Origin of the sequence: Kosakonia sp. (genome assembly GCF_032052965.1) — a bacterium.
In the GTDB taxonomy this organism is placed as follows: Bacteria; Pseudomonadota; Gammaproteobacteria; order Enterobacterales; family Enterobacteriaceae; genus Kosakonia.
This window is the reverse complement of sequence record NZ_DAMBVN010000019.1, coordinates 66,579-83,738: the sequence shown is the minus strand read 5'-3', so window position 1 is coordinate 83,738 and position 17,160 is coordinate 66,579. Positions and strand designations below refer to the sequence as shown.

Sequence of the window (17,160 nt, the reverse complement as noted above, 5' to 3'; positions counted from 1 at the left end):
ATAATAGAAGCCTGCACGGTGCGCAATTTTTATACAATCAACCGGACTGATGATGTCGGTAAAGCGGTAACAGGAAACGTTGCGCCTGTTGGGTTATTTCAGCGTAGTACTCTGGCTCAAGGGTTCGCCACAGGCGCTGATACCAAATATCTTCTCCTTCGCCGCGTACCACCATATTCCCTTCGTACGCTTGTAAAAATTTGCTCTGCGCTTTTTGTAACGTCTCTTCGTCCATTACCATGGCATCATTTGCCGCGTCATAACAGACTTTTATCCAGGCACCGCCGCTTTCCGGAAGCATAAGCAACGGTTTTGCCATGCCTTCCCGGTAGCCGTCAATCATCAGCGTCAGGTAGCGCATCGCCAGATCGGGTGCCAACGGCGGGAAACGCCACTCGCCCCCCTTGCGTACAAACAGCCGGCTTTCGCCGGTTCCACCGCTGGCGCAATAGACCAGATGCTCCAGCCAGAGATGCACCCCCTGAGATACGCTTAACAGCGACGGCCGCCAGCGCAACAGACCATCCGCCTGGACGCGCGGTAACCAGCCTGTCAAATGCACGTCCCCACAATGCAGGTCGATTTCGAGGCTGTCCGCCGGCTGGCGAAACTCACTGACACGATCGGCCAGCGTCTGCATCTCCTGACACTGCGTCTCCCAGATAATTTCCCCAAACGCACCGTAAGGCAGCGCGCCTGCCGCCCGGTAACGACGAAACAGCTTGTCAGCATCGTCCTGTTCGACCAGCGCGTTAAGCAATTCATGATTCAGTTGATAGCGACTCAGTCCATCCAACACAAAAGGTTCGGCATCCGGGATTTCGCTCTCTTCAGGGCGGAAATTGACCCGCAGACGCATCTGGAAAAAGGCACGCACCGGGTGCGCCCAGAATCGCTGAAGTTGATCGAAGGCCAGCGTTTCCAGCGGCTGCGGTTCCAGAGGCTGAATAAATGCAGAGTGCGCTTCGCCCTGTAGACTCGCCGCAGGTAGCCAGTCCCGTACATAGCTCTGCCATTCATCATCACTATAGTTAGCAGGATCGAACGGCATACGGGTGTATAAATGGGTGATATGCGCTTTTACCCGCTGCTCGCTTTCATCACAATTAAGCGCCTCGTCGCCCGGCAGGCAGTGGCTTTGGCCAATATAGTCCACCAGTTCCTGAACCAGCACCGAGGGGAAACGCTCTTTGTTGTCCTGAATTGAACGACCGATGTAGCTGATATACAGCTGCTGCTGGGCGGAGATCAGCGCCTCCAGAAATAAATAGCGGTCATCGTCCCGGCGACTGCGGTCACCACGTTGTGGTTTCTGGCTCATCAAATCAAAGCCTGGTGGCGGCAGCGTACGCGGGTACACGCCGTCATTCATTCCCAGCAAACAGACCACTTTGAAAGGGATGGAGCGCATTGGCATCAAAGTGCAGATATTCACTGGCCCCGCCAGAAAACGCTGGCTGATGCGTTCCTGATCAAGGCGTTGTGCAAGCTCGTCACGCAGTAGCGACAGTGGGATTGCTTCACCGTAGCTCGCCCCAACGCCGTGAGCAATGATCGCCTGCCATTGCTGTTCAATCAGCGCCAGCGCCGCTTCGGTGTCCTGATCCGGCAGGAAAAAGTCGTTAAGCATGTCGCGACAAACCGGTAACCACTCCTCCAACGGACGCGCTTGCGCCAGCCCCCGACGCCAAAGATTTAACTGCATCAGAAGCGTTGCGAGGTGCCCTACCAGCTCGGCAATCAGGCCGCTGGACTCATCGTAAGGCAAAATGGATTGCCACTCGCCCTGGCGGCTTTCCATAGCGTAACCAAGCAGCATGCGCGTCAGGCCGAACTGCCAGGTATGCTGGCCAGTCGGCGGTAACTCCAGTTCGCGCACGTTATCATCGTCCATTCCCCAGCGAATGCCCGATTCATTAACCCACAGGCGCAAATAACGCAGCCCTTCTTCGTTGATGTTGAAACGTGCCGCCAGTACTGGCACATCAAGGAGCGCCAGAACATCTTCAGAGACGAAACGGCTGTCCGGCAGCGAAAGTAAGCTAATAAATGCCTGTAACGCAGGATGCGCCTGCCGGGCGCGACGGTCAGAAATCGCATACGGCACATAACGTTCACCGCTGGCGCTGCCAAAGACGGCCTGAATATAGGGGCTGTAGCTGTCAATGTCCGCTACCATCACCACGACATCGCGCGGCGTCAGCTCGGGGTCGGCCTCCAGCATGGCTAACAGCCGGTCGTGGAGTACCTCCACTTCACGCTGCGGACTATGGCAAACATGCACCGTGACGCTGCGATCGTCAGGATCGAGTCTGCGTTTACTGTCGCTGCGGGCAAATTCTTCGGCTGTCACACCCGCGACTGCGCTGTTTTTCAGTTCAAGAATGTCGTATTTCAGATTTTGTAACAGGGTGCCGGGCGTGACGTCGACAAAGGCGTCCAGTTCTTCGTAATGCTCCATGCCCGCCAGTAGAAAAATATTGTCGCGCCCCAGCTTGCCCCACGAGCCCAGTAAGGGATTACCGATATCTTGTTCCCCGTCGTCGTTGAACAAACTGTCGGCGTTCTGCACATCGCGAAAGAGCGGAAACTGGCGGGCCTCGCGGTGATGGCGACGCTGGCGGGTGAGCAGTTTCGCCAGAAATGCAGGATCTTTAATGTCACCCCAATAGTAGCGGCACGGGTTTGTGAATAGCAGGTGCACATCAATGTGCTTGCCCAGCGCCTGCAAGGCTTGCAGGTAAACTGGCGGCAGCGCCGAAATACCACAAATAAACACGCGGGAAGGCAGACCAGCGGGTTTCTCCTTTGCGAATTGGAGCTTATCGATAAACCGTTGGTACAGATTAGCGCGATGCCAGTGCGGCTGGCCTAACGCAGCGGTATGCTCTACCAGTGCCCGCCACAGCGGCGCCTGCCAGCGTTGCGCCTCATCGAGGCCATCAACGCTTTGGCCCGCTTCCCAGCGCGTCAGCCATTCGGGACGGTAAACCAGATACTGGTCATATAAATCCGCCACACGAGAAGAGAGCTGAAAAAGCTTACGTTTGTCATCGTCATCGCTCAGGTAATGGCGCAACATGGTGAACTCTTCGCGATGGAGCATATCTGGTAACAGCGACATCAGTTTCCAGCTCATGCTCTGTTTGTTAAAAGCGCTCTCTTTTGGAATATCATCCAGCACGCTGACAAACATATCCCAGATAAAACTGGCGGGAAGCGGGAAAGTAATATTGGCGGCGATGGTAAACTTCTGTGCCAGCGTCATTTGCAGCCATTGCGCCATACCGGTGCTTTGCACCAGTACCACTTCAGGCTCAAAGGGATCGTCAAGCGGATCGCGCTCCACGATAAACTCCATCAATGCTTCCAGAACATCCAGACGATTGGAGTGGTAAACCCTTAACATAAGTGCTCCTGACTACTGACTGATTGGGCAGAATAACCGTGTCATTTGCCCCTGCCTGCCCACTGGCGAGATGACGCTAACGTTGATGCTGACACATCCCTGTGTTGTTGTCTGCTCCCGGCGTACCTGCCAGCCCGAAGAAGGCGGCACAGGGTGTTGTTGCGCCTGCTGCCAGCCAGTGCGCCAGAGTTGCCGCCACTGACTGGCGGTGGTGAAACCCACGGCCAGCGCCCGATGATAACCGCCCAGCGCGGTGACCACCATCATCATTAATACCATCGCCAGCAGGACTTCCGTCAGGCTGAATCCCGACTGTTTATTCACGGTAGCAGGCATTGCGCGGTCTCCTTTCGTGGACAAAAATCACTCCAGCCGTGCGGTAAAAAAATCACCCTCTGCTGTTGCACTTCAGCCAGCCGCCACAGTTGCGCTTCGTCGCTCGCCACGATCAACAGAGCTGAAGTGTCTGCAAAAATGCGTAAACAGGCGCGCCATTGCTGCCCATCCGGTGCCTGGCATTGCCATGCTGATTGTGATCCCCACTTCTGCATACGAGCCCATTCCATGGCTGAATGGAGTTCTGACAGTTGGCGCAACGCCTGGCTCTCGCGGCCTGCCCGCCAGACATGGCTGGTAAGTTGCTGGCTAAGTCCATGTAGCATCAGGCTACCCAGCAAGAGCAATAACAACACCAGCGCCAGAGATGACATACCTCGTTGACGGTTCACAGGTTATACCCTGTCACGCTCAGCGCAGCGGCAATTTCCTGGCCATGTAAGCCCACAACACGAGCCACCATGCTGACAGTCAGTTGTGGCGCAAACCCCGTTGTGCGTTGAAGAGAAACATTGAAGCGCTGCACGGTAATTTGCCCCGGGTCAGTTGTTTTTTCCCAGCCACGCCCCGAACACCGCGTCGCGCCTCGCAGCGTTTCCAGCGCGCCATTTTGCAGGCGAAAACCCATCTGTTCTGACTCGCTGTGACCTGAGGGTTCCCAGCGACCATTACTGTTGGAGTCCCACTGTACAATGACACACGCACCCGAATTATCGATGGTCAGCGGCTGCCCGGTACATTGACCATTGCAATAACCCGCGCGTTGCAAGTGTTTTGCGACAGTCCACACCTGCTGCCATACTTCATCTCCGGCTATTTGCATACGGGAGTGTTGCATGACGCCAAGTTGTAAAGCCGGTAAAAACCGGGCGCAGGCGAGCAGCAGTACGCTACCTATCGCCATCGCCAATAATGTCTCAAGCAATGAAAACCCGGACTGGCTGTTTAACATGTGTTCCCCGCCGTTTTTTGGCACATTCTGATCCTTCCCCATGCGGATACCACGACGCGCCACTCTCCGGCATCACTGCGAAGATGGACATGGCCGGGCCAGGCGGTGTTTCGCAGGCCAAAGAAACCCAATGATGGGGTGATCTCAACCAGTTCCACCTCCGGCCACGCTGGTTGCAGGATAAAGCGCCCCTCGGTGCCGCAAACGTGGGTTCTGGTATTTGCCAGACACCACTCTTTATTTTCACGCACGGCATAAACCCGCTGGGACTGGTTTTGCCAGTTCGCCTCATCGCGTAGACGTTCCAGAAAAAGGCGAACCTGTAAGGCGGTTTGCCACAGGCGCTGTTGTGACTGCCAGCGTTGCCAGCCACCGATCCCCGCACTGGAGAGAATGACAATCAGTGCAAGCGCTACCAGGGTTTCAATCAGGGTAAAGCCGTGTTCATTTTTCATAGCGGCAGTGTGCGGTGGCGCGTTGATGGAGACGAGACGAAAAAAGAGGTTTTGCGTACTGCTGCGGGAAAAAATTACCGTTTTACACGGCGTTGCAAAAAGGCAGGAAAGAGGCTCAAAGAAGTCTTAATCGGGCAAAAAAAACCGGCACGTTATCGCACCGGTTATGTCATGTTGCAGAGGTTCAGATTGCAACCGGTGCTTTGATTGCAGGGTGCGGATCGTAGCCTTCAATTTCGAAATCATCGAAGCGGTAATCAAACAGTGAAGCAGGCTTACGTTTGATGACCAGTTTCGGTAACGCTCTCGGCTCGCGGCTCAGTTGCAAGTGCGTCTGTTCCATATGGTTGCTATAAAGGTGAGTGTCGCCGCCGGTCCAGACAAAATCGCCGGGCTCGAGGTCGCACTGCTGTGCCATCATATGCACCAGCAGCGCGTAGCTGGCAATGTTGAAAGGCAGGCCAAGTAACACGTCGCAGGAACGCTGGTAGAGCTGGCAAGAGAGCTTACCGTCCGCCACATAGAACTGGAAAAACGCGTGGCATGGGGCCAGCGCCATTTTATCCAGCTCGCCAACATTCCATGCGGACACGATGATGCGACGCGAATCCGGGTCGTTTTTCAACTGGTTAATGACCGTCGAGATCTGGTCGATATGACGACCATCCGGGGTAGGCCACGCGCGCCACTGCTTACCATAAACCGGGCCGAGATTGCCCTGCTCATCGGCCCACTCATCCCAGATGGAGACATTGTTTTCATGCAAATACGCAACGTTGGTGTCACCCTGAAGGAACCACAGCAACTCATGAATAATTGAACGCAAATGGCAGCGCTTGGTGGTCACCAGCGGGAAACCGTCCTGCAGATTAAAACGCATCTGATGGCCAAAAATAGACAGCGTGCCTGTCCCGGTGCGGTCGTTTTTCGGGGTGCCTTCATCCAGCACCTTTTGCATCAATTCTAAATACTGTTTCATGGTTCCTCAGGAAACTTGTTGCTGCGGACGCTGGCGGTAAGCCCAAATCATCATGATTACGCCCGCGACGATCATCGGAATGGACAGGATCTGCCCCATGCTGATGTATTGTACCCACGCACCGGTGAATTGCGCATCCGGCTGGCGGAAGAACTCAACGATAATCCGGAACGCGCCATAACCAATCAGGAACAGACCGGAGACCGAACCCGTCGGGCGGGGTTTACGAATAAAGAGGTTAAGAATGATAAACAGTACCACACCTTCCAGCGCCAGCTCATACAGCTGAGACATGTGGCGCGGCAGCACGCCGTAAGTATCAAAAATGGACTGCCATTGCGGGTGTGACGGCAGCAGCGCTATATCTTCTGCGCGCGAACCCGGAAACAGCATCGTAAACGGGAAGGCGGGATCGACACGGCCCCATAATTCGCCGTTAATAAAGTTCCCAAGGCGACCCGCACCAAGACCAAACGGAATCAATGGCGCAATAAAATCAGACACCTGGAAGAAGCTACGTTGGGTGCGTCTGGCGAAGATGATCATCACCACGATCACACCGATCAAACCACCATGGAAGGACATCCCCCCGTCCCAGACGCGGAAAAGATAGAGCGGATCATCGAGGAACAGCGGGAAGTTGTAGAACAGAACGTAACCGAGACGTCCACCGAGGAATACGCCCAAAAAACCCGCGTACAACAGGTTCTCTACTTCGTTTTTTGTCCAGCCACTGCCCGGACGGTTCGCCCGGCGCGTCGCCAGCCACATCGCAAAAACAAACCCCACCAGATACATCAAACCGTACCAGTGGAGGGAAACAGGCCCGATAGAAAAAATCACCGGATCGAAGTCCGGAAAACGCAGATAGCCACTGTTCATCTGTCACCACAACTTGTTGTTATTCCGCCGAAAGTGGGGAGCGGTTTACATGTTCGACCGTAACCGACGGCCGTACCAAAGCTGCGAATCATAGCATAAGGCATGGGTGCTGGTGGCGGCGAAGTTGTAAAAGATGTGTAAGCCAGCCAGGCTGGCGTTTTGCCAGCGGCGCGTTGTTCCCGGACTGGCGCTGATGCTGATGCGATCAGCGCGCTATGAGCAACCTGAGACTTAAATTCCGCCGCGGATCAACCCGCCGAGCCCTCGGCGCTCCATAAAGGCGGCGATCTGGTGGCGCACTTCTGTTGCCAGCTGCGCATCCAGCGCACGTCGCGCCAGCGTCTGCGCCTCTTCGTAATCAATGCGCCGTAACAGGTATTTGATACGTGCCACGGATCGTCCATTCATGGATAAGTGCCGGTAGCCAAGGCCAATCAGTACGGCAACACACATCGGATCGCCCGCCATTTCGCCACAGAGACGAAGATCAATGCCGAGTCGCTCCGCTTCCTCTGTCACCATTGCCAGCGCACGCAACACGGCGGGATGCAGACTGTCGTACATACTGGCCACGCGGGTGTTGTTGCGATCCACTGCCAGGATGTACTGCGTCAGATCGTTAGTACCTATGGAGATAAAATCGACCCGCGTCGCCAGATGCGACAGCATAAATACCATTGACGGGACTTCAAGCATGACGCCAATGCGCGGCTTCGGGATCGCATAACCGATCATCTCCTCCACTTCACGCCCGGCGCGCTCAATTAAACGCCGCGCTTCGTCCACTTCATCAATACTGGTGATCATCGGCAGCAAGATACTGAGATTACCGGTTGCCGCATTGGCGCGCAGCATGGCTCGTACCTGTACCAAAAAGATCTCCGGCTGGTCGAGCGTAATACGAATACCACGCCAGCCAAGGCAAGGGTTCTCTTCGCTGATGGGCATATAGGGCAGCTGCTTGTCAGCGCCAATATCCAGCGTTCGCAACGTCACCGGTTTATCGTTGAACATCTGCATCATTCCCTGATATTGCGCCACCTGCTCCTCTTCAGAAGGGAACCCGCTTTGCAACATAAAAGGGATTTCGGTGCGGTACAGACCGATGCCATCGATACGGCTACCCAGCTTTTCTTCATGCTCCGGGCTTAAACCCGCGTTGAGCATGACTTTGATTCTTTCACCGCTTTTAAGCTGCGCGGGCAGGTTAACATCATCTTCAGCAAGGCGGCTTAAGGCGTTTTCTTCGGTGATCAGCCGCTGGTATTCCTGCAGCAAGACCGGTTCCGGATCCACCAACAACTCACCACGATAACCGTCTACTACCAGCGTCCGGCGTTGTAACACTGCAGGCTGGATATCAGCCCCCATCACCGTAGGAATGCCAAGCGCCCGTACCATAATTGCCGCGTGCGAGTTCGATGCGCCGTCGCGCACGACTACGCCAGCCAGTCGATCGTGCGGTAACTCTGCGAGTGTGGTGGCCGAGAGCTCATCTGCCACCAGCACAAAGCGTTCCGGCCAGCTGTTTGGCCCCGAAATCGAGTCATCAAGGTGGAACAACAGACGTTGGCCCAGCGTGCGTAAATCGCCGGCTCGCTCTTTCAGATAACCATCATTCAGGGCAGCAAATTGTTCGGCGAAGCTTTCAATAACGGTTTTTACCGCCCATTCGGCGACGACGCCTCTGTCGACTTCTTCAAAGAGTTCGCGGCGCAGGCGCGCATCAGAAAGCAGGTGCGAGTAAAGATCGAAAATGGCCGCCGTCTCTTTCTGCGCACCGGCGGCGAAGCGTTTGCTGTAGCGGCGGAATTCATTGGCGGCTTCTTCCAGCGCCGTCGTCAGCCGTTCGCGTTCGAGGGAGGTATCCAGCGTCGATGCCGGGTAAACCTGTTCCATCAGCGGAAGGGTTTCGTCCATCCAGCCTTCTGCGATAGCCACACCCGGCGAAGCAGGCAGTGCGCGAATACGCGTCTGCCGGTATTGACCAAACAGCGCGTTTAATTGCGATTGCGAGAGGATAGCCGCCATTTGTGTCGCGAGCGTAACCAGAAAAGACTCTTCGCTCTCGTCGTACTGGCGTAGTTCACGCTGCTGTACCACCAGCACGCCAAGCAACTGGCGACGCTGGATGATCGGCACGCCGAGAAAAGCGCGAAAACGCTCTTCTTTTACAGAGGGGATGTATTTAAAGCTGGGGTGTTTCTGCGCATCGGCGAGGTTGATGGGTTCTGCCAGTCTGCCAACCAGACCAACGATCCCCTGATCGAATGCGAGTGTGACGGTGCGGCCGCGCGGTTTTTTCAAACCGCGCGTCGCCATCAGGTAATAGCAACGCCTGTCGTGATCTGCGAGATAGACCGAGCACACTTCGGTTTCCATCGCCAGGCAAACGTCGGTAACCAAAATTTCCAGCGCTTCGTTAAGGCGTGGCGCGCTGGCGACTTTCTCAACTATTTCTCGCAGTCGGGTGAGCATGATGTGGGTGGCTTAACCTCGTTTACGTCGCCATGCGGGCGCATTCTGCGGCTTAGGAGGCGTTTCCTGAAGCAACATTACCGCGCTCGCGAATTCTTTCATCACCCGCCGGTAGACATCGCGCTTAAACGAGACTACCTGGCGAACAGGATACCAGTAGCTTACCCAACGCCAGCCATCAAACTCAGGTGTACTACTGGTTTGCATATTTATGTCAGCATCGTTGCCGACCAATTGCAGAAGAAACCACTTTTGTTTCTGGCCGATACACACCGGCTTTGTGTCCCAACGCACCAAACGTTTCGGTAACTTGTAACGCAACCAGTTACGGGTAGAAGCAAGGATACGAACATCTTTACGACTTAAGCCCACTTCCTCGAACAGTTCCCGGTACATTGCCTGCTCCGGGGATTCCCCAGGATTGATTCCCCCTTGGGGAAACTGCCATGAGTGCTGCCCAAAGCGCCTGGCCCACATGACCTGACCCTGTCGATTACAGATTACGATTCCCACATTTGGGCGGTAGCCATCGTCATCAATCACCGGACTACCTCAAAATAAACCTGAATGAAGCGATTGTTTCATACTCCCGGATAACGGTAAACCACTCTATTACAGCGATACTAACGGATAACAATTGAATAACTCACAGTTATCGCCCGAGTTATAAACAGCAAACGTCGCTTTTCACCGTTTTTATTCACCTTTTCTGTGGATAGAGTTGTGAAAAAGTATGGAATTACCCAGGGAAAACCCGGAACAGTCTGAATATACCCATTTTCGCCTTTAAAAATAAGCTTTTTCAATTCATAAAGTTAAATAGGTTGTTAACCTTTTTTCAAGGCATAATGTGACGATCATCACCCTAAGGATCCTGGCGTTGATGAAAGATCGAACAGAGCCGTTTTTATCCACAGATTATGCCAATAAGTTAGGCACATTTTGTGCAGAAATTCGATTTTCGTCGCACGTCAAGGCTGTAAATCGAAACAGTAGTGCTGCTTTTCCCCAGTTATCCCACTTTTCTGTGGATAACATGGTGTAAGATCCTGTTTATTGTCAGTGACCAGATTTGGAAAACCGATCACAGTGTTGCGCAACACACAAATCAATGAAATAAATTATCTTATAAATCATGGCATTGTTTATCTAATCCAGAAAAAGGTAAACTGACCCACTGCGGTGCAAAACAGCCGTTCGTTTTTTAACCAAAAGGGTTCTGGCATGTCTGCTTTATCTCCCCTTCTCACGCCTCCGGATTCTGAAGCACTGCTGCTTGCCCAGGCGCAGCAGCTGGCAGGTTACACATTGGGTGAACTGGCAGCCAAAGCAGGCTTGCCCGTCCCACGAGATTTGAAGCGTGATAAAGGCTGGACGGGTGTACTACTGGAACTGTGGTTAGGTGCCAGCGCTGGCAGTAAACCTGAACAGGACTTTGCCGCGCTGGGCGTGGAATTGAAAACGATCCCTGTGGATAGTCAGGGCCGTCCGCTGGAAACCACCTTTGTTTGCGTGGCGCCGTTAACCGGCAACAGCGGCGTGGTGTGGGAAACCAGTCACGTCCGTCATAAGCTCAAGCGCGTGCTATGGATCCCTATTGAAGGTTCACGAGAGATCCCTGTTGCCGAACGCAGGGTCGGATCGCCGCTGTTGTGGAGTCCCAACGAGGAAGAAGAGCAGCAGTTGCGGCTGGATTGGGAAGAATTGATGGATCTGATTGTACTGGGCAAAGTAACAACGATTACCGCCCGCCACGGTGAGGTTCTGCAACTGCGACCAAAAGCCGCCAACAGCAAAGCGCTTACTGAAGCGATCGGTGAACACGGTGAACCGATCCTCACTTTGCCGCGCGGTTTTTATTTGAAAAAAAACTTCACCCGAGCCCTGCTTGCACGCCACTTTTTATTATCCGGCTATTAAATTTTTGCCATAGTGGCGCCCGTGCTTATAATTAGCGCTTCTTTATTTTGGCAGGACTTTATTTAAATGTTATTTGCATGGATAACCGATCCCAACGCCTGGCTTGCGCTCGGAACACTGACGCTGCTGGAGATCGTGCTGGGCATCGACAACATTATTTTTCTCTCTCTGGTTGTGGCAAAACTTCCAACCGCGCAGCGCAATCACGCTCGCAGACTGGGGCTTGCCGCTGCAATGATCATGCGCCTGCTGTTGCTGGCGTCTATTGCCTGGGTCACGCGTCTGACACACCCGCTGTTTAGCGTATTTGACCATAGCGTTTCGGCCCGCGATCTGATCCTGTTCTTAGGCGGCTTGTTCCTGATCTGGAAGGCGAGCAAAGAGATCCACGAATCGATCGAAGGTGAAGAAGAGGGGCTGAAGACCAATGTGCATTCGTTTTTTGGCGCTATTGTGCAGATCATGCTGCTGGACATTATTTTCAGTCTCGATTCGGTGATCACCGCCGTCGGTTTGTCGGATCACCTGTTTATTATGATGGCCGCCGTGGTGATTGCTGTTGGTGTGATGATGTTTGCCGCACGGCCCATTGGCGAGTTCGTCGATCGCCATCCGTCAGTAAAAATGCTGGCGCTGTCATTCCTGATCCTGGTCGGGTTTACGTTGATCCTGGAAAGCGTCTCTATCCACGTGCCGAAGGGCTACATCTACTTCGCGATGTTCTTCTCTATCGCCGTCGAAACGCTCAACCTGATGCGTAACAAGAAAAACCCGCTGTAAGTCCGGAGCTTCCCCTGCGGGGGAAGCTTGCCTCGCTGTTTCTCTTCCCTAAACAAATATTTTCAGATAATCCCGCTTTTTCATTACCGGATCGCGCGTTATTACTAAACTTGTGTAAGACGCAGTCGTGAGAGGATAAGAGCGATGAAAAAATGGGCAGTACTGATTTCCGCAGTGGGACTGGCTTTTGCAGTGGCAGGATGCAGCAGCGATTATGTCATGGCGACAAAAGACGGCAGGATGATCCTGACGCAAGGTAAACCGGAAATTGACGATGATACCGGGCTGGTTAGCTACCGCGATCAGCAAGGCAATAAAATGCAGATTAACCGTGATGATGTATCCCAGATTATTGAGCGCTAACAAATTCCTATAAAGGTCAGTGACCTGCTGGCCTTTTTTTGATTTTCTGCTTTCCCTTTTTCCGCCCCTCTGCCATGTTTATATTCCTTTGTCAGAACCACTGACGCTGCTTTATTGAGGAAGCCGGCTATGCATTATCACCGTATCCCCCACAGTTCGCTTGAGATAAGCACCCTGGGGCTGGGCACAATGACGTTTGGTGAACAAAACAGCGAAGCCGACGCCCACGCACAGCTCGATTATGCCGTAAGCCAGGGCATTAACCTGATTGATGTGGCGGAGATGTACCCTGTGCCGCCGCGTCCCGAAACACAAGGTCTGACGGAAACCTATGTAGGCAACTGGCTGGCGAAACGCGCCAACCGCGAAAAACTGGTTATCGCCTCGAAAGTGAGCGGCCCGAGCCGCAATAACGACAATGCAATCCGCCCGAACCAGGCGCTGGATCGTAAAAATATCCGTAACGCGCTGGACGATAGCCTGCGACGCCTGCAAACGGATTACCTCGATCTCTACCAGGTGCACTGGCCGCAACGCCCAACTAACTGCTTCGGCAAACTGGGTTACAGTTGGGTTGACAGCGCACCGGTCGTCACGCTGCTGGAAACGCTGGAAGCACTGACCGAGTTTCAACGCGCCGGGAAGATCCGCTATATCGGCGTATCAAACGAGACCGCATTCGGCGTGATGCGCTATTTGCATCTGGCGGAAAAACACGAACTGCCGCGCATAGTTACCATCCAGAACCCTTACAGCCTGCTAAACCGCAGCTATGAGGTCGGGCTGGCGGAAGTAAGCCAGTATGAAGGCGTAGAATTGCTGGCTTATTCATGCCTTGCGTTCGGCACGCTGACCGGCAAGTACCTTAATGGCGCAAAACCGGCCGGCGCGCGCAATACGCTGTTCAGTCGTTTTACACGCTACAGCGGCGAGCAGGCGCAAAAAGCGGTGGCGGCTTATGTGGAGATTGCCAAACGGCATAACCTGGATCCGGCGCAAATGGCATTAGCGTTCGTGCGTCGTCAGCCCTTCGTTGCCAGCACCCTGCTGGGTGCGACAACGATGGAACAGTTAAAAACTAATGTGGAAAGCCTGCATCTGGATCTCAGTGAAGAGGTGCTGGCTGAAATCGAAGCCGTACACCAGGTTTATACCTACCCGGCCCCGTAACACTTAACGGCGGCGCTGCCAGATCCACAGCGCCGCAATCGCCAGCGCAAACAACGCGCCAAAACCGACGCCGACGCCAACCACCGGGACACCCACTTTCACTGCCAGCGAGTAAAGCCCCAGCATCAGCAGCATGGCCGTGTTTTCACCCAGATTCTGCACCGCAATGGCGTTGCCTGCACCCACCGAGGTTTTGCCAATCGCCTGCAGCAGCGCATTCAGCGGCACAACAAAAAAACCACCCAACATGCCAATCAGCATCAGCACGCCATAAGCGGGCAATAATGCGTGTTGTAATGAAAATAACACCACCGCCACACCAATCAGGATCCCGGCAGGCATACAGCGGGCAACGGTTTCCAGTGTTACCAGCTTCGCCGCCAGACCTGCGCCTGCCACAATCCCCACCGCCACCATCGCGTTGAGGTAGGTCGGCGTGGCGTTATCGGTCATCCCCAGCGCCACCGGCACCCACAACACCAGCAGGAAGCGCAGCGTTACCCCTGCGCCCCAGAACAGGCTGGTACCGACCAAAGAAAACCGGGTTTCACCGTTGCGCCACAATGTTCTACAGGCGCTAAAAAAACTGTGCGTCATCGGCGTAAACCGCCAGGATTGCCCCGGACGCGCCGCCGGCAATTTCGGGATCATCACGTTTGCCGCCACCGCGCCGCCATACACCAGCGCACACACCGCGAGTGATGCCAGCACATGCCAGTCGGCCAGCACACCGCCAGCAACCGACCCCAACAAAATCGCCGCAATAGTGGAGGATTCCATTAAGCCGTTGGCTTTAACCAGCTTATCGCCGGTGGTGATTTCACCCAAAATACCGTATTTGGCCGGCGAGTACGCCGCCGCGCCAATGCCCACCAACAGATAACCAACAAACGGGTTAACGCCGACGCAAATGCTGGCCGCGCCCAGTAATTTCAAGCCATTAGCTATCATCATCACCCGGCCTTTGGCAAAGCTGTCGGCAATTTGACCAACAAAGGGCGCAAAAAGAATGTAAGCGCCCACAAACACCATCTGAAGTACCGGCTGGCTCCAGTCGGGGTAAAATTCGGCCTTTAATAACGCCAGCGTCGCAAATAACAACGCGTTATCGCCAAATGCAGAGAGGAACTGGGCGGCAATCACCGCCATCATTCCTCGCGTCCACAGCGAGGAGTTAGTGCTTACTGACTCAGGCATGATAAGACTCGACCTCTTCGACCATACTCTTCAGCGTAACAAAATCGGGCTTACCGCTGCCGAGCACCGGTAGCTGTTTCAGGAAACGGATATCACGCGGCACGGCCAGTTCGGGGACACCTTGCGCACGTGCCTGCTGCTGCAGCTTATCGCGCGTTAGTTCGCTATCGGTGGTAAACATCACCAGCGCTTCGCCTTTGCTGGCATCGCTCTTAACAACCGTCGCGTGCAGTTTGTCCGGCGACACAGCCAGCGCTAGCTGCTCTACAATCTCCAGCGAAATCATCTCGCCGGCAATTTTAGCGAACCGCTTCGCACGGCCCTGGATCTGCACAAAACCCTGCTCGTCAAATCGCACAATATCGCCGGTGTCATACCAGCCTGGCTCCAGCTCGCCGTGGATATTCTCCGCTGCGGGCGCTTCCAGCACGCCGGGGTTTTCCACCCGCAGATAGCCGGTCATCACGTTAGGGCCTTTCAATTGCAGCCGGCCGCCCTCTTCAATGCCCGGTACCGCCATCAGGCGTGCATCCATACCCGGCAGAATGCGCCCGACCGTTCCAGGCTTCGCCGCCATTGGCACGTTGATCGACACCACTGGCGCACATTCGGTCACGCCGTAACCTTCAAGAATGCGCAGCCCAAATTTGTCCTGCCATAACTGGCGCGTGCTCTCCTGGAGTTTTTCCGCCCCGGCAACAACATAACGCAGGCGGAAAAAGTCATACGGGTTTGCGAAGCGCGCGTAATTGCCAAGGAATGTCGAGGTGCCAAACAGTACGGTGCAGTTACGGTCGTAGACCAGTTCCGGCACAATCCGGTAGTGAAGCGGGCTGGGGTAAAGAAACACCTGGGCCCCGGTCAGAAGGGGGGTTAACAACCCGACGGTAAGACCGAACGAATGAAACAGCGGCAGCGCCGACATAAAGCGGTCATTGGCGGTAAAGTCGGCGATGGTTTTGATTTGCTCGACGTTGGCCAGCAGGCTTTTGTGACTGTGCACCACCCCTTTCGGGTTGCCTTCAGAACCCGACGTGAACAGGATCAGCGCCGGGTCTTCCGCTTTCTGGGCAACCTGCGCTTTCAAAGGCATGAGCAAGTGGCGGAATATCCAAAGTTTATCGGCCAGTCTTACCTCGCCTTTCAGATCTTCCAGATAAACCCAACGCACCTGCGTTAACTGCTCCGGCAGGTGCCAGAGTTTGCCTTTATCCATAAAAGTGCGGGAGGTAAAGATGGTCTTGATCTGCGCGGCAGTAATGGCGCTGCTCAGGCCTTTCACTCCGGCGGTATAGTTCATCATCGCCGGAATACGCCCGCGGGCAATGGCGCCGAAAATCACCGCAGCGCTGATACCGGCATTCGGCAGCATCAGGCCGATTTTTTCCCCTTGCGCGCTGTATCTGTCCAGAAGACGCGCCACAAAGAGTGTCTTGGTCAGCAGCTTGCGGTAACTGTCCGGCGTGAAATTAATGTCTTCTACGCAAGGTTTCTTTTCGCCATAGCGATACTGTGCCGAAAGCAAAGCTTCATACAACGTTTCACGCGGGCGCACTGCCATGCGGGCTTCCATCATGATTTGGTGCAGCATCTCTCCGGCGATTTTACGCCTGTCGCGGGCACGCGGGGCATCCGGCATCGGCAAGGTTGTCGGCGGCAGGATGTGCAATGTAATACGCGGGAACAGCCGCTGTTTTACCAGCCCTTTCAGGCGGCTGAAAAACGTCAGTTCGGCACCGTCAATACGCACGGGGATCACTGTTGCACCGGATTTTGCCGCGACAAACCCGGCACCGTCATAAATTTTCATCAGCGAGCCGGAAACCGAAATGCGCCCTTCCGGAAAAATCACTACCGGACGCCCCTGCTCAACCAGTCGCACCAGATGTTTAATCGACATCGGCTTGGTGGGATCCAGCGGAACAAAATCGATAATTGAACTGATCCAGCGCATGTACCACTGGGTACTGATGGTGGTATAAACCGCGAAAACCGGGCGCACAGGCAGGAACAACGCCAGCAGAATGCCATCAATAAATGAGACATGGTTCGGGGTGATTAACACACGTTCGCCGCGCAGTGCCTGCGTCTTTCCGGTCAGTTGTACCCGGAACAACACGCGAAACAGGCCGCGAAAAAAGCCCAGTAGCATTTCAACTCCTTTTGCCAGTCAATTAAGCACGTTATTTTCAAATTGTGGCAGATTACACGAGAAGCGCAGGAGGGAAAACGCAGGCAA

16 protein-coding genes are annotated in these 17,160 nt (G+C 54.4%); 5 read left to right on the top strand and 11 right to left on the bottom strand.

The genetic code is table 11. From position 1 onward, the window contains the following. Positions 1-37: 37 nt before the first annotated feature. The 9 genes from recC to rppH form a co-directional block, all read right to left on the bottom strand. Positions 38-3,409: an exodeoxyribonuclease V subunit gamma gene (gene recC, locus RTX30_RS19010; RefSeq protein ID WP_312691724.1), complete on the bottom strand. Its 3,372-nt coding sequence runs from the start codon at positions 3,407-3,409 to the stop codon at positions 38-40. Between the two features lie 12 nt (positions 3,410-3,421). Next, positions 3,422-3,745 (bottom strand): prepilin-type N-terminal cleavage/methylation domain-containing protein, encoded by a 324-nt coding sequence (locus tag RTX30_RS19005; protein WP_312691723.1) that lies wholly within the window; start codon positions 3,743-3,745, stop codon positions 3,422-3,424. Next, positions 3,730-4,137 (bottom strand): DUF2509 family protein, encoded by a 408-nt coding sequence (locus RTX30_RS19000; RefSeq protein ID WP_312691722.1) that lies wholly within the window; start codon positions 4,135-4,137, stop codon positions 3,730-3,732. The genes RTX30_RS19005 and RTX30_RS19000 overlap by 16 nt, the downstream gene beginning before the upstream one ends. Beyond that, positions 4,134-4,697 carry a prepilin peptidase-dependent protein gene (locus RTX30_RS18995; protein WP_312691721.1) on the bottom strand — a complete coding sequence of 188 codons (564 nt, stop codon included), beginning with the start codon at positions 4,695-4,697 and terminating at the stop codon, positions 4,134-4,136. Before RTX30_RS18995 ends, RTX30_RS19000 begins: the two co-directional genes overlap by 4 nt. Then, positions 4,691-5,152 carry a prepilin peptidase-dependent protein gene (locus RTX30_RS18990; protein WP_312691720.1) on the bottom strand — a complete coding sequence of 154 codons (462 nt, stop codon included), beginning with the start codon at positions 5,150-5,152 and terminating at the stop codon, positions 4,691-4,693. Before RTX30_RS18990 ends, RTX30_RS18995 begins: the two co-directional genes overlap by 7 nt. A 184-nt stretch (positions 5,153-5,336) precedes the next feature. Beyond that, on the bottom strand, positions 5,337-6,131 hold the full coding sequence (gene thyA, locus RTX30_RS18985; RefSeq protein WP_312691719.1) for a thymidylate synthase: 795 nt from the start codon (positions 6,129-6,131) through the stop codon (positions 5,337-5,339). 6 nt (positions 6,132-6,137) lie between these two features. Beyond that, complete coding sequence (gene lgt, locus RTX30_RS18980; RefSeq protein WP_312691718.1) at positions 6,138-7,013, bottom strand: prolipoprotein diacylglyceryl transferase; 876 nt, start codon at positions 7,011-7,013, stop codon at positions 6,138-6,140. A 231-nt stretch (positions 7,014-7,244) separates the two neighbouring features. Further along, positions 7,245-9,491: a phosphoenolpyruvate--protein phosphotransferase gene (gene ptsP / locus RTX30_RS18975; RefSeq protein ID WP_312691717.1), complete on the bottom strand. Its 2,247-nt coding sequence runs from the start codon at positions 9,489-9,491 to the stop codon at positions 7,245-7,247. Positions 9,492-9,503: 12 nt separating this feature from the next. Beyond that, complete coding sequence (gene rppH / locus RTX30_RS18970; RefSeq protein ID WP_312691716.1) at positions 9,504-10,034, bottom strand: RNA pyrophosphohydrolase; 531 nt, start codon at positions 10,032-10,034, stop codon at positions 9,504-9,506. A gap of 452 nt (positions 10,035-10,486) precedes the next feature. Between rppH and RTX30_RS18965 the strand changes: the two genes are divergently transcribed. The 5 genes from RTX30_RS18965 (at position 10,487) to RTX30_RS18945 (ending at position 13,724) form a co-directional block, all read left to right on the top strand. Continuing rightward, positions 10,487-10,606: a hypothetical protein gene (locus RTX30_RS18965; RefSeq protein WP_312691715.1), complete on the top strand. Its 120-nt coding sequence runs from the start codon at positions 10,487-10,489 to the stop codon at positions 10,604-10,606. 109 nt (positions 10,607-10,715) lie between these two features. Beyond that, complete coding sequence (gene mutH, locus RTX30_RS18960; RefSeq protein WP_312691714.1) at positions 10,716-11,411, top strand: DNA mismatch repair endonuclease MutH; 696 nt, start codon at positions 10,716-10,718, stop codon at positions 11,409-11,411. Between the two features lie 66 nt (positions 11,412-11,477). Next, positions 11,478-12,191, top strand: a complete 714-nt coding sequence (locus tag RTX30_RS18955; RefSeq protein ID WP_020455057.1) for a TerC family protein — start codon at positions 11,478-11,480, stop codon at positions 12,189-12,191. Between the two features lie 144 nt (positions 12,192-12,335). Further along, a complete protein-coding gene (locus RTX30_RS18950; protein WP_312691713.1) occupies positions 12,336-12,554 on the top strand; it encodes a YgdI/YgdR family lipoprotein in 219 nt (72 codons plus the stop codon). A gap of 129 nt (positions 12,555-12,683) precedes the next feature. Beyond that, positions 12,684-13,724, top strand: coding sequence for an NADP(H)-dependent aldo-keto reductase (locus RTX30_RS18945; RefSeq protein WP_312691712.1), 1,041 nt, complete (start codon positions 12,684-12,686; stop codon positions 13,722-13,724). Positions 13,725-13,727: 3 nt separating this feature from the next. Here RTX30_RS18945 and lplT read toward each other — a convergent pair whose 3' ends face one another. Next, positions 13,728-14,921 (bottom strand): lysophospholipid transporter LplT, encoded by a 1,194-nt coding sequence (lplT, locus tag RTX30_RS18940; RefSeq protein WP_312691711.1) that lies wholly within the window; start codon positions 14,919-14,921, stop codon positions 13,728-13,730. Next, the gene (gene aas / locus RTX30_RS18935) at positions 14,914-17,073 is read right to left on the bottom strand and encodes a bifunctional acyl-ACP--phospholipid O-acyltransferase/long-chain-fatty-acid--ACP ligase (protein WP_312691710.1); all 2,160 of its coding nucleotides are present in this window, start codon (positions 17,071-17,073) and stop codon (positions 14,914-14,916) included. The genes lplT and aas overlap by 8 nt, the downstream gene beginning before the upstream one ends. Between the last annotated feature and the right edge of the window lie 87 nt (positions 17,074-17,160).

Bases quoted from the DNA above. Each gene is read 5' to 3' on its own strand.
- lgt (WP_312691718.1), bottom strand. From the start codon at position 7,013: ATGAACAGTGGCTATCTGCGTTTTCCGGACTTCGATCCGGTGATTTTT.
- RTX30_RS18955 (WP_020455057.1), top strand. From the start codon at position 11,478: ATGTTATTTGCATGGATAACCGATCCCAACGCCTGGCTTGCGCTCGGA.
- RTX30_RS18950 (WP_312691713.1), top strand. From the start codon at position 12,336: ATGAAAAAATGGGCAGTACTGATTTCCGCAGTGGGACTGGCTTTTGCA.
- lplT (WP_312691711.1), bottom strand. From the start codon at position 14,921: ATGCCTGAGTCAGTAAGCACTAACTCCTCGCTGTGGACGCGAGGAATG.
- ptsP (WP_312691717.1), bottom strand. From the start codon at position 9,491: ATGCTCACCCGACTGCGAGAAATAGTTGAGAAAGTCGCCAGCGCGCCA.
- mutH (WP_312691714.1), top strand. From the start codon at position 10,716: ATGTCTGCTTTATCTCCCCTTCTCACGCCTCCGGATTCTGAAGCACTG.
- aas (WP_312691710.1), bottom strand. From the start codon at position 17,073: ATGCTACTGGGCTTTTTTCGCGGCCTGTTTCGCGTGTTGTTCCGGGTA.
- thyA (WP_312691719.1), bottom strand. From the start codon at position 6,131: ATGAAACAGTATTTAGAATTGATGCAAAAGGTGCTGGATGAAGGCACC.
- recC (WP_312691724.1), bottom strand. From the start codon at position 3,409: ATGTTAAGGGTTTACCACTCCAATCGTCTGGATGTTCTGGAAGCATTG.
- RTX30_RS18990 (WP_312691720.1), bottom strand. From the start codon at position 5,152: ATGAAAAATGAACACGGCTTTACCCTGATTGAAACCCTGGTAGCGCTT.
- RTX30_RS19005 (WP_312691723.1), bottom strand. From the start codon at position 3,745: ATGCCTGCTACCGTGAATAAACAGTCGGGATTCAGCCTGACGGAAGTC.
- RTX30_RS18995 (WP_312691721.1), bottom strand. From the start codon at position 4,697: ATGTTAAACAGCCAGTCCGGGTTTTCATTGCTTGAGACATTATTGGCG.
- RTX30_RS18945 (WP_312691712.1), top strand. From the start codon at position 12,684: ATGCATTATCACCGTATCCCCCACAGTTCGCTTGAGATAAGCACCCTG.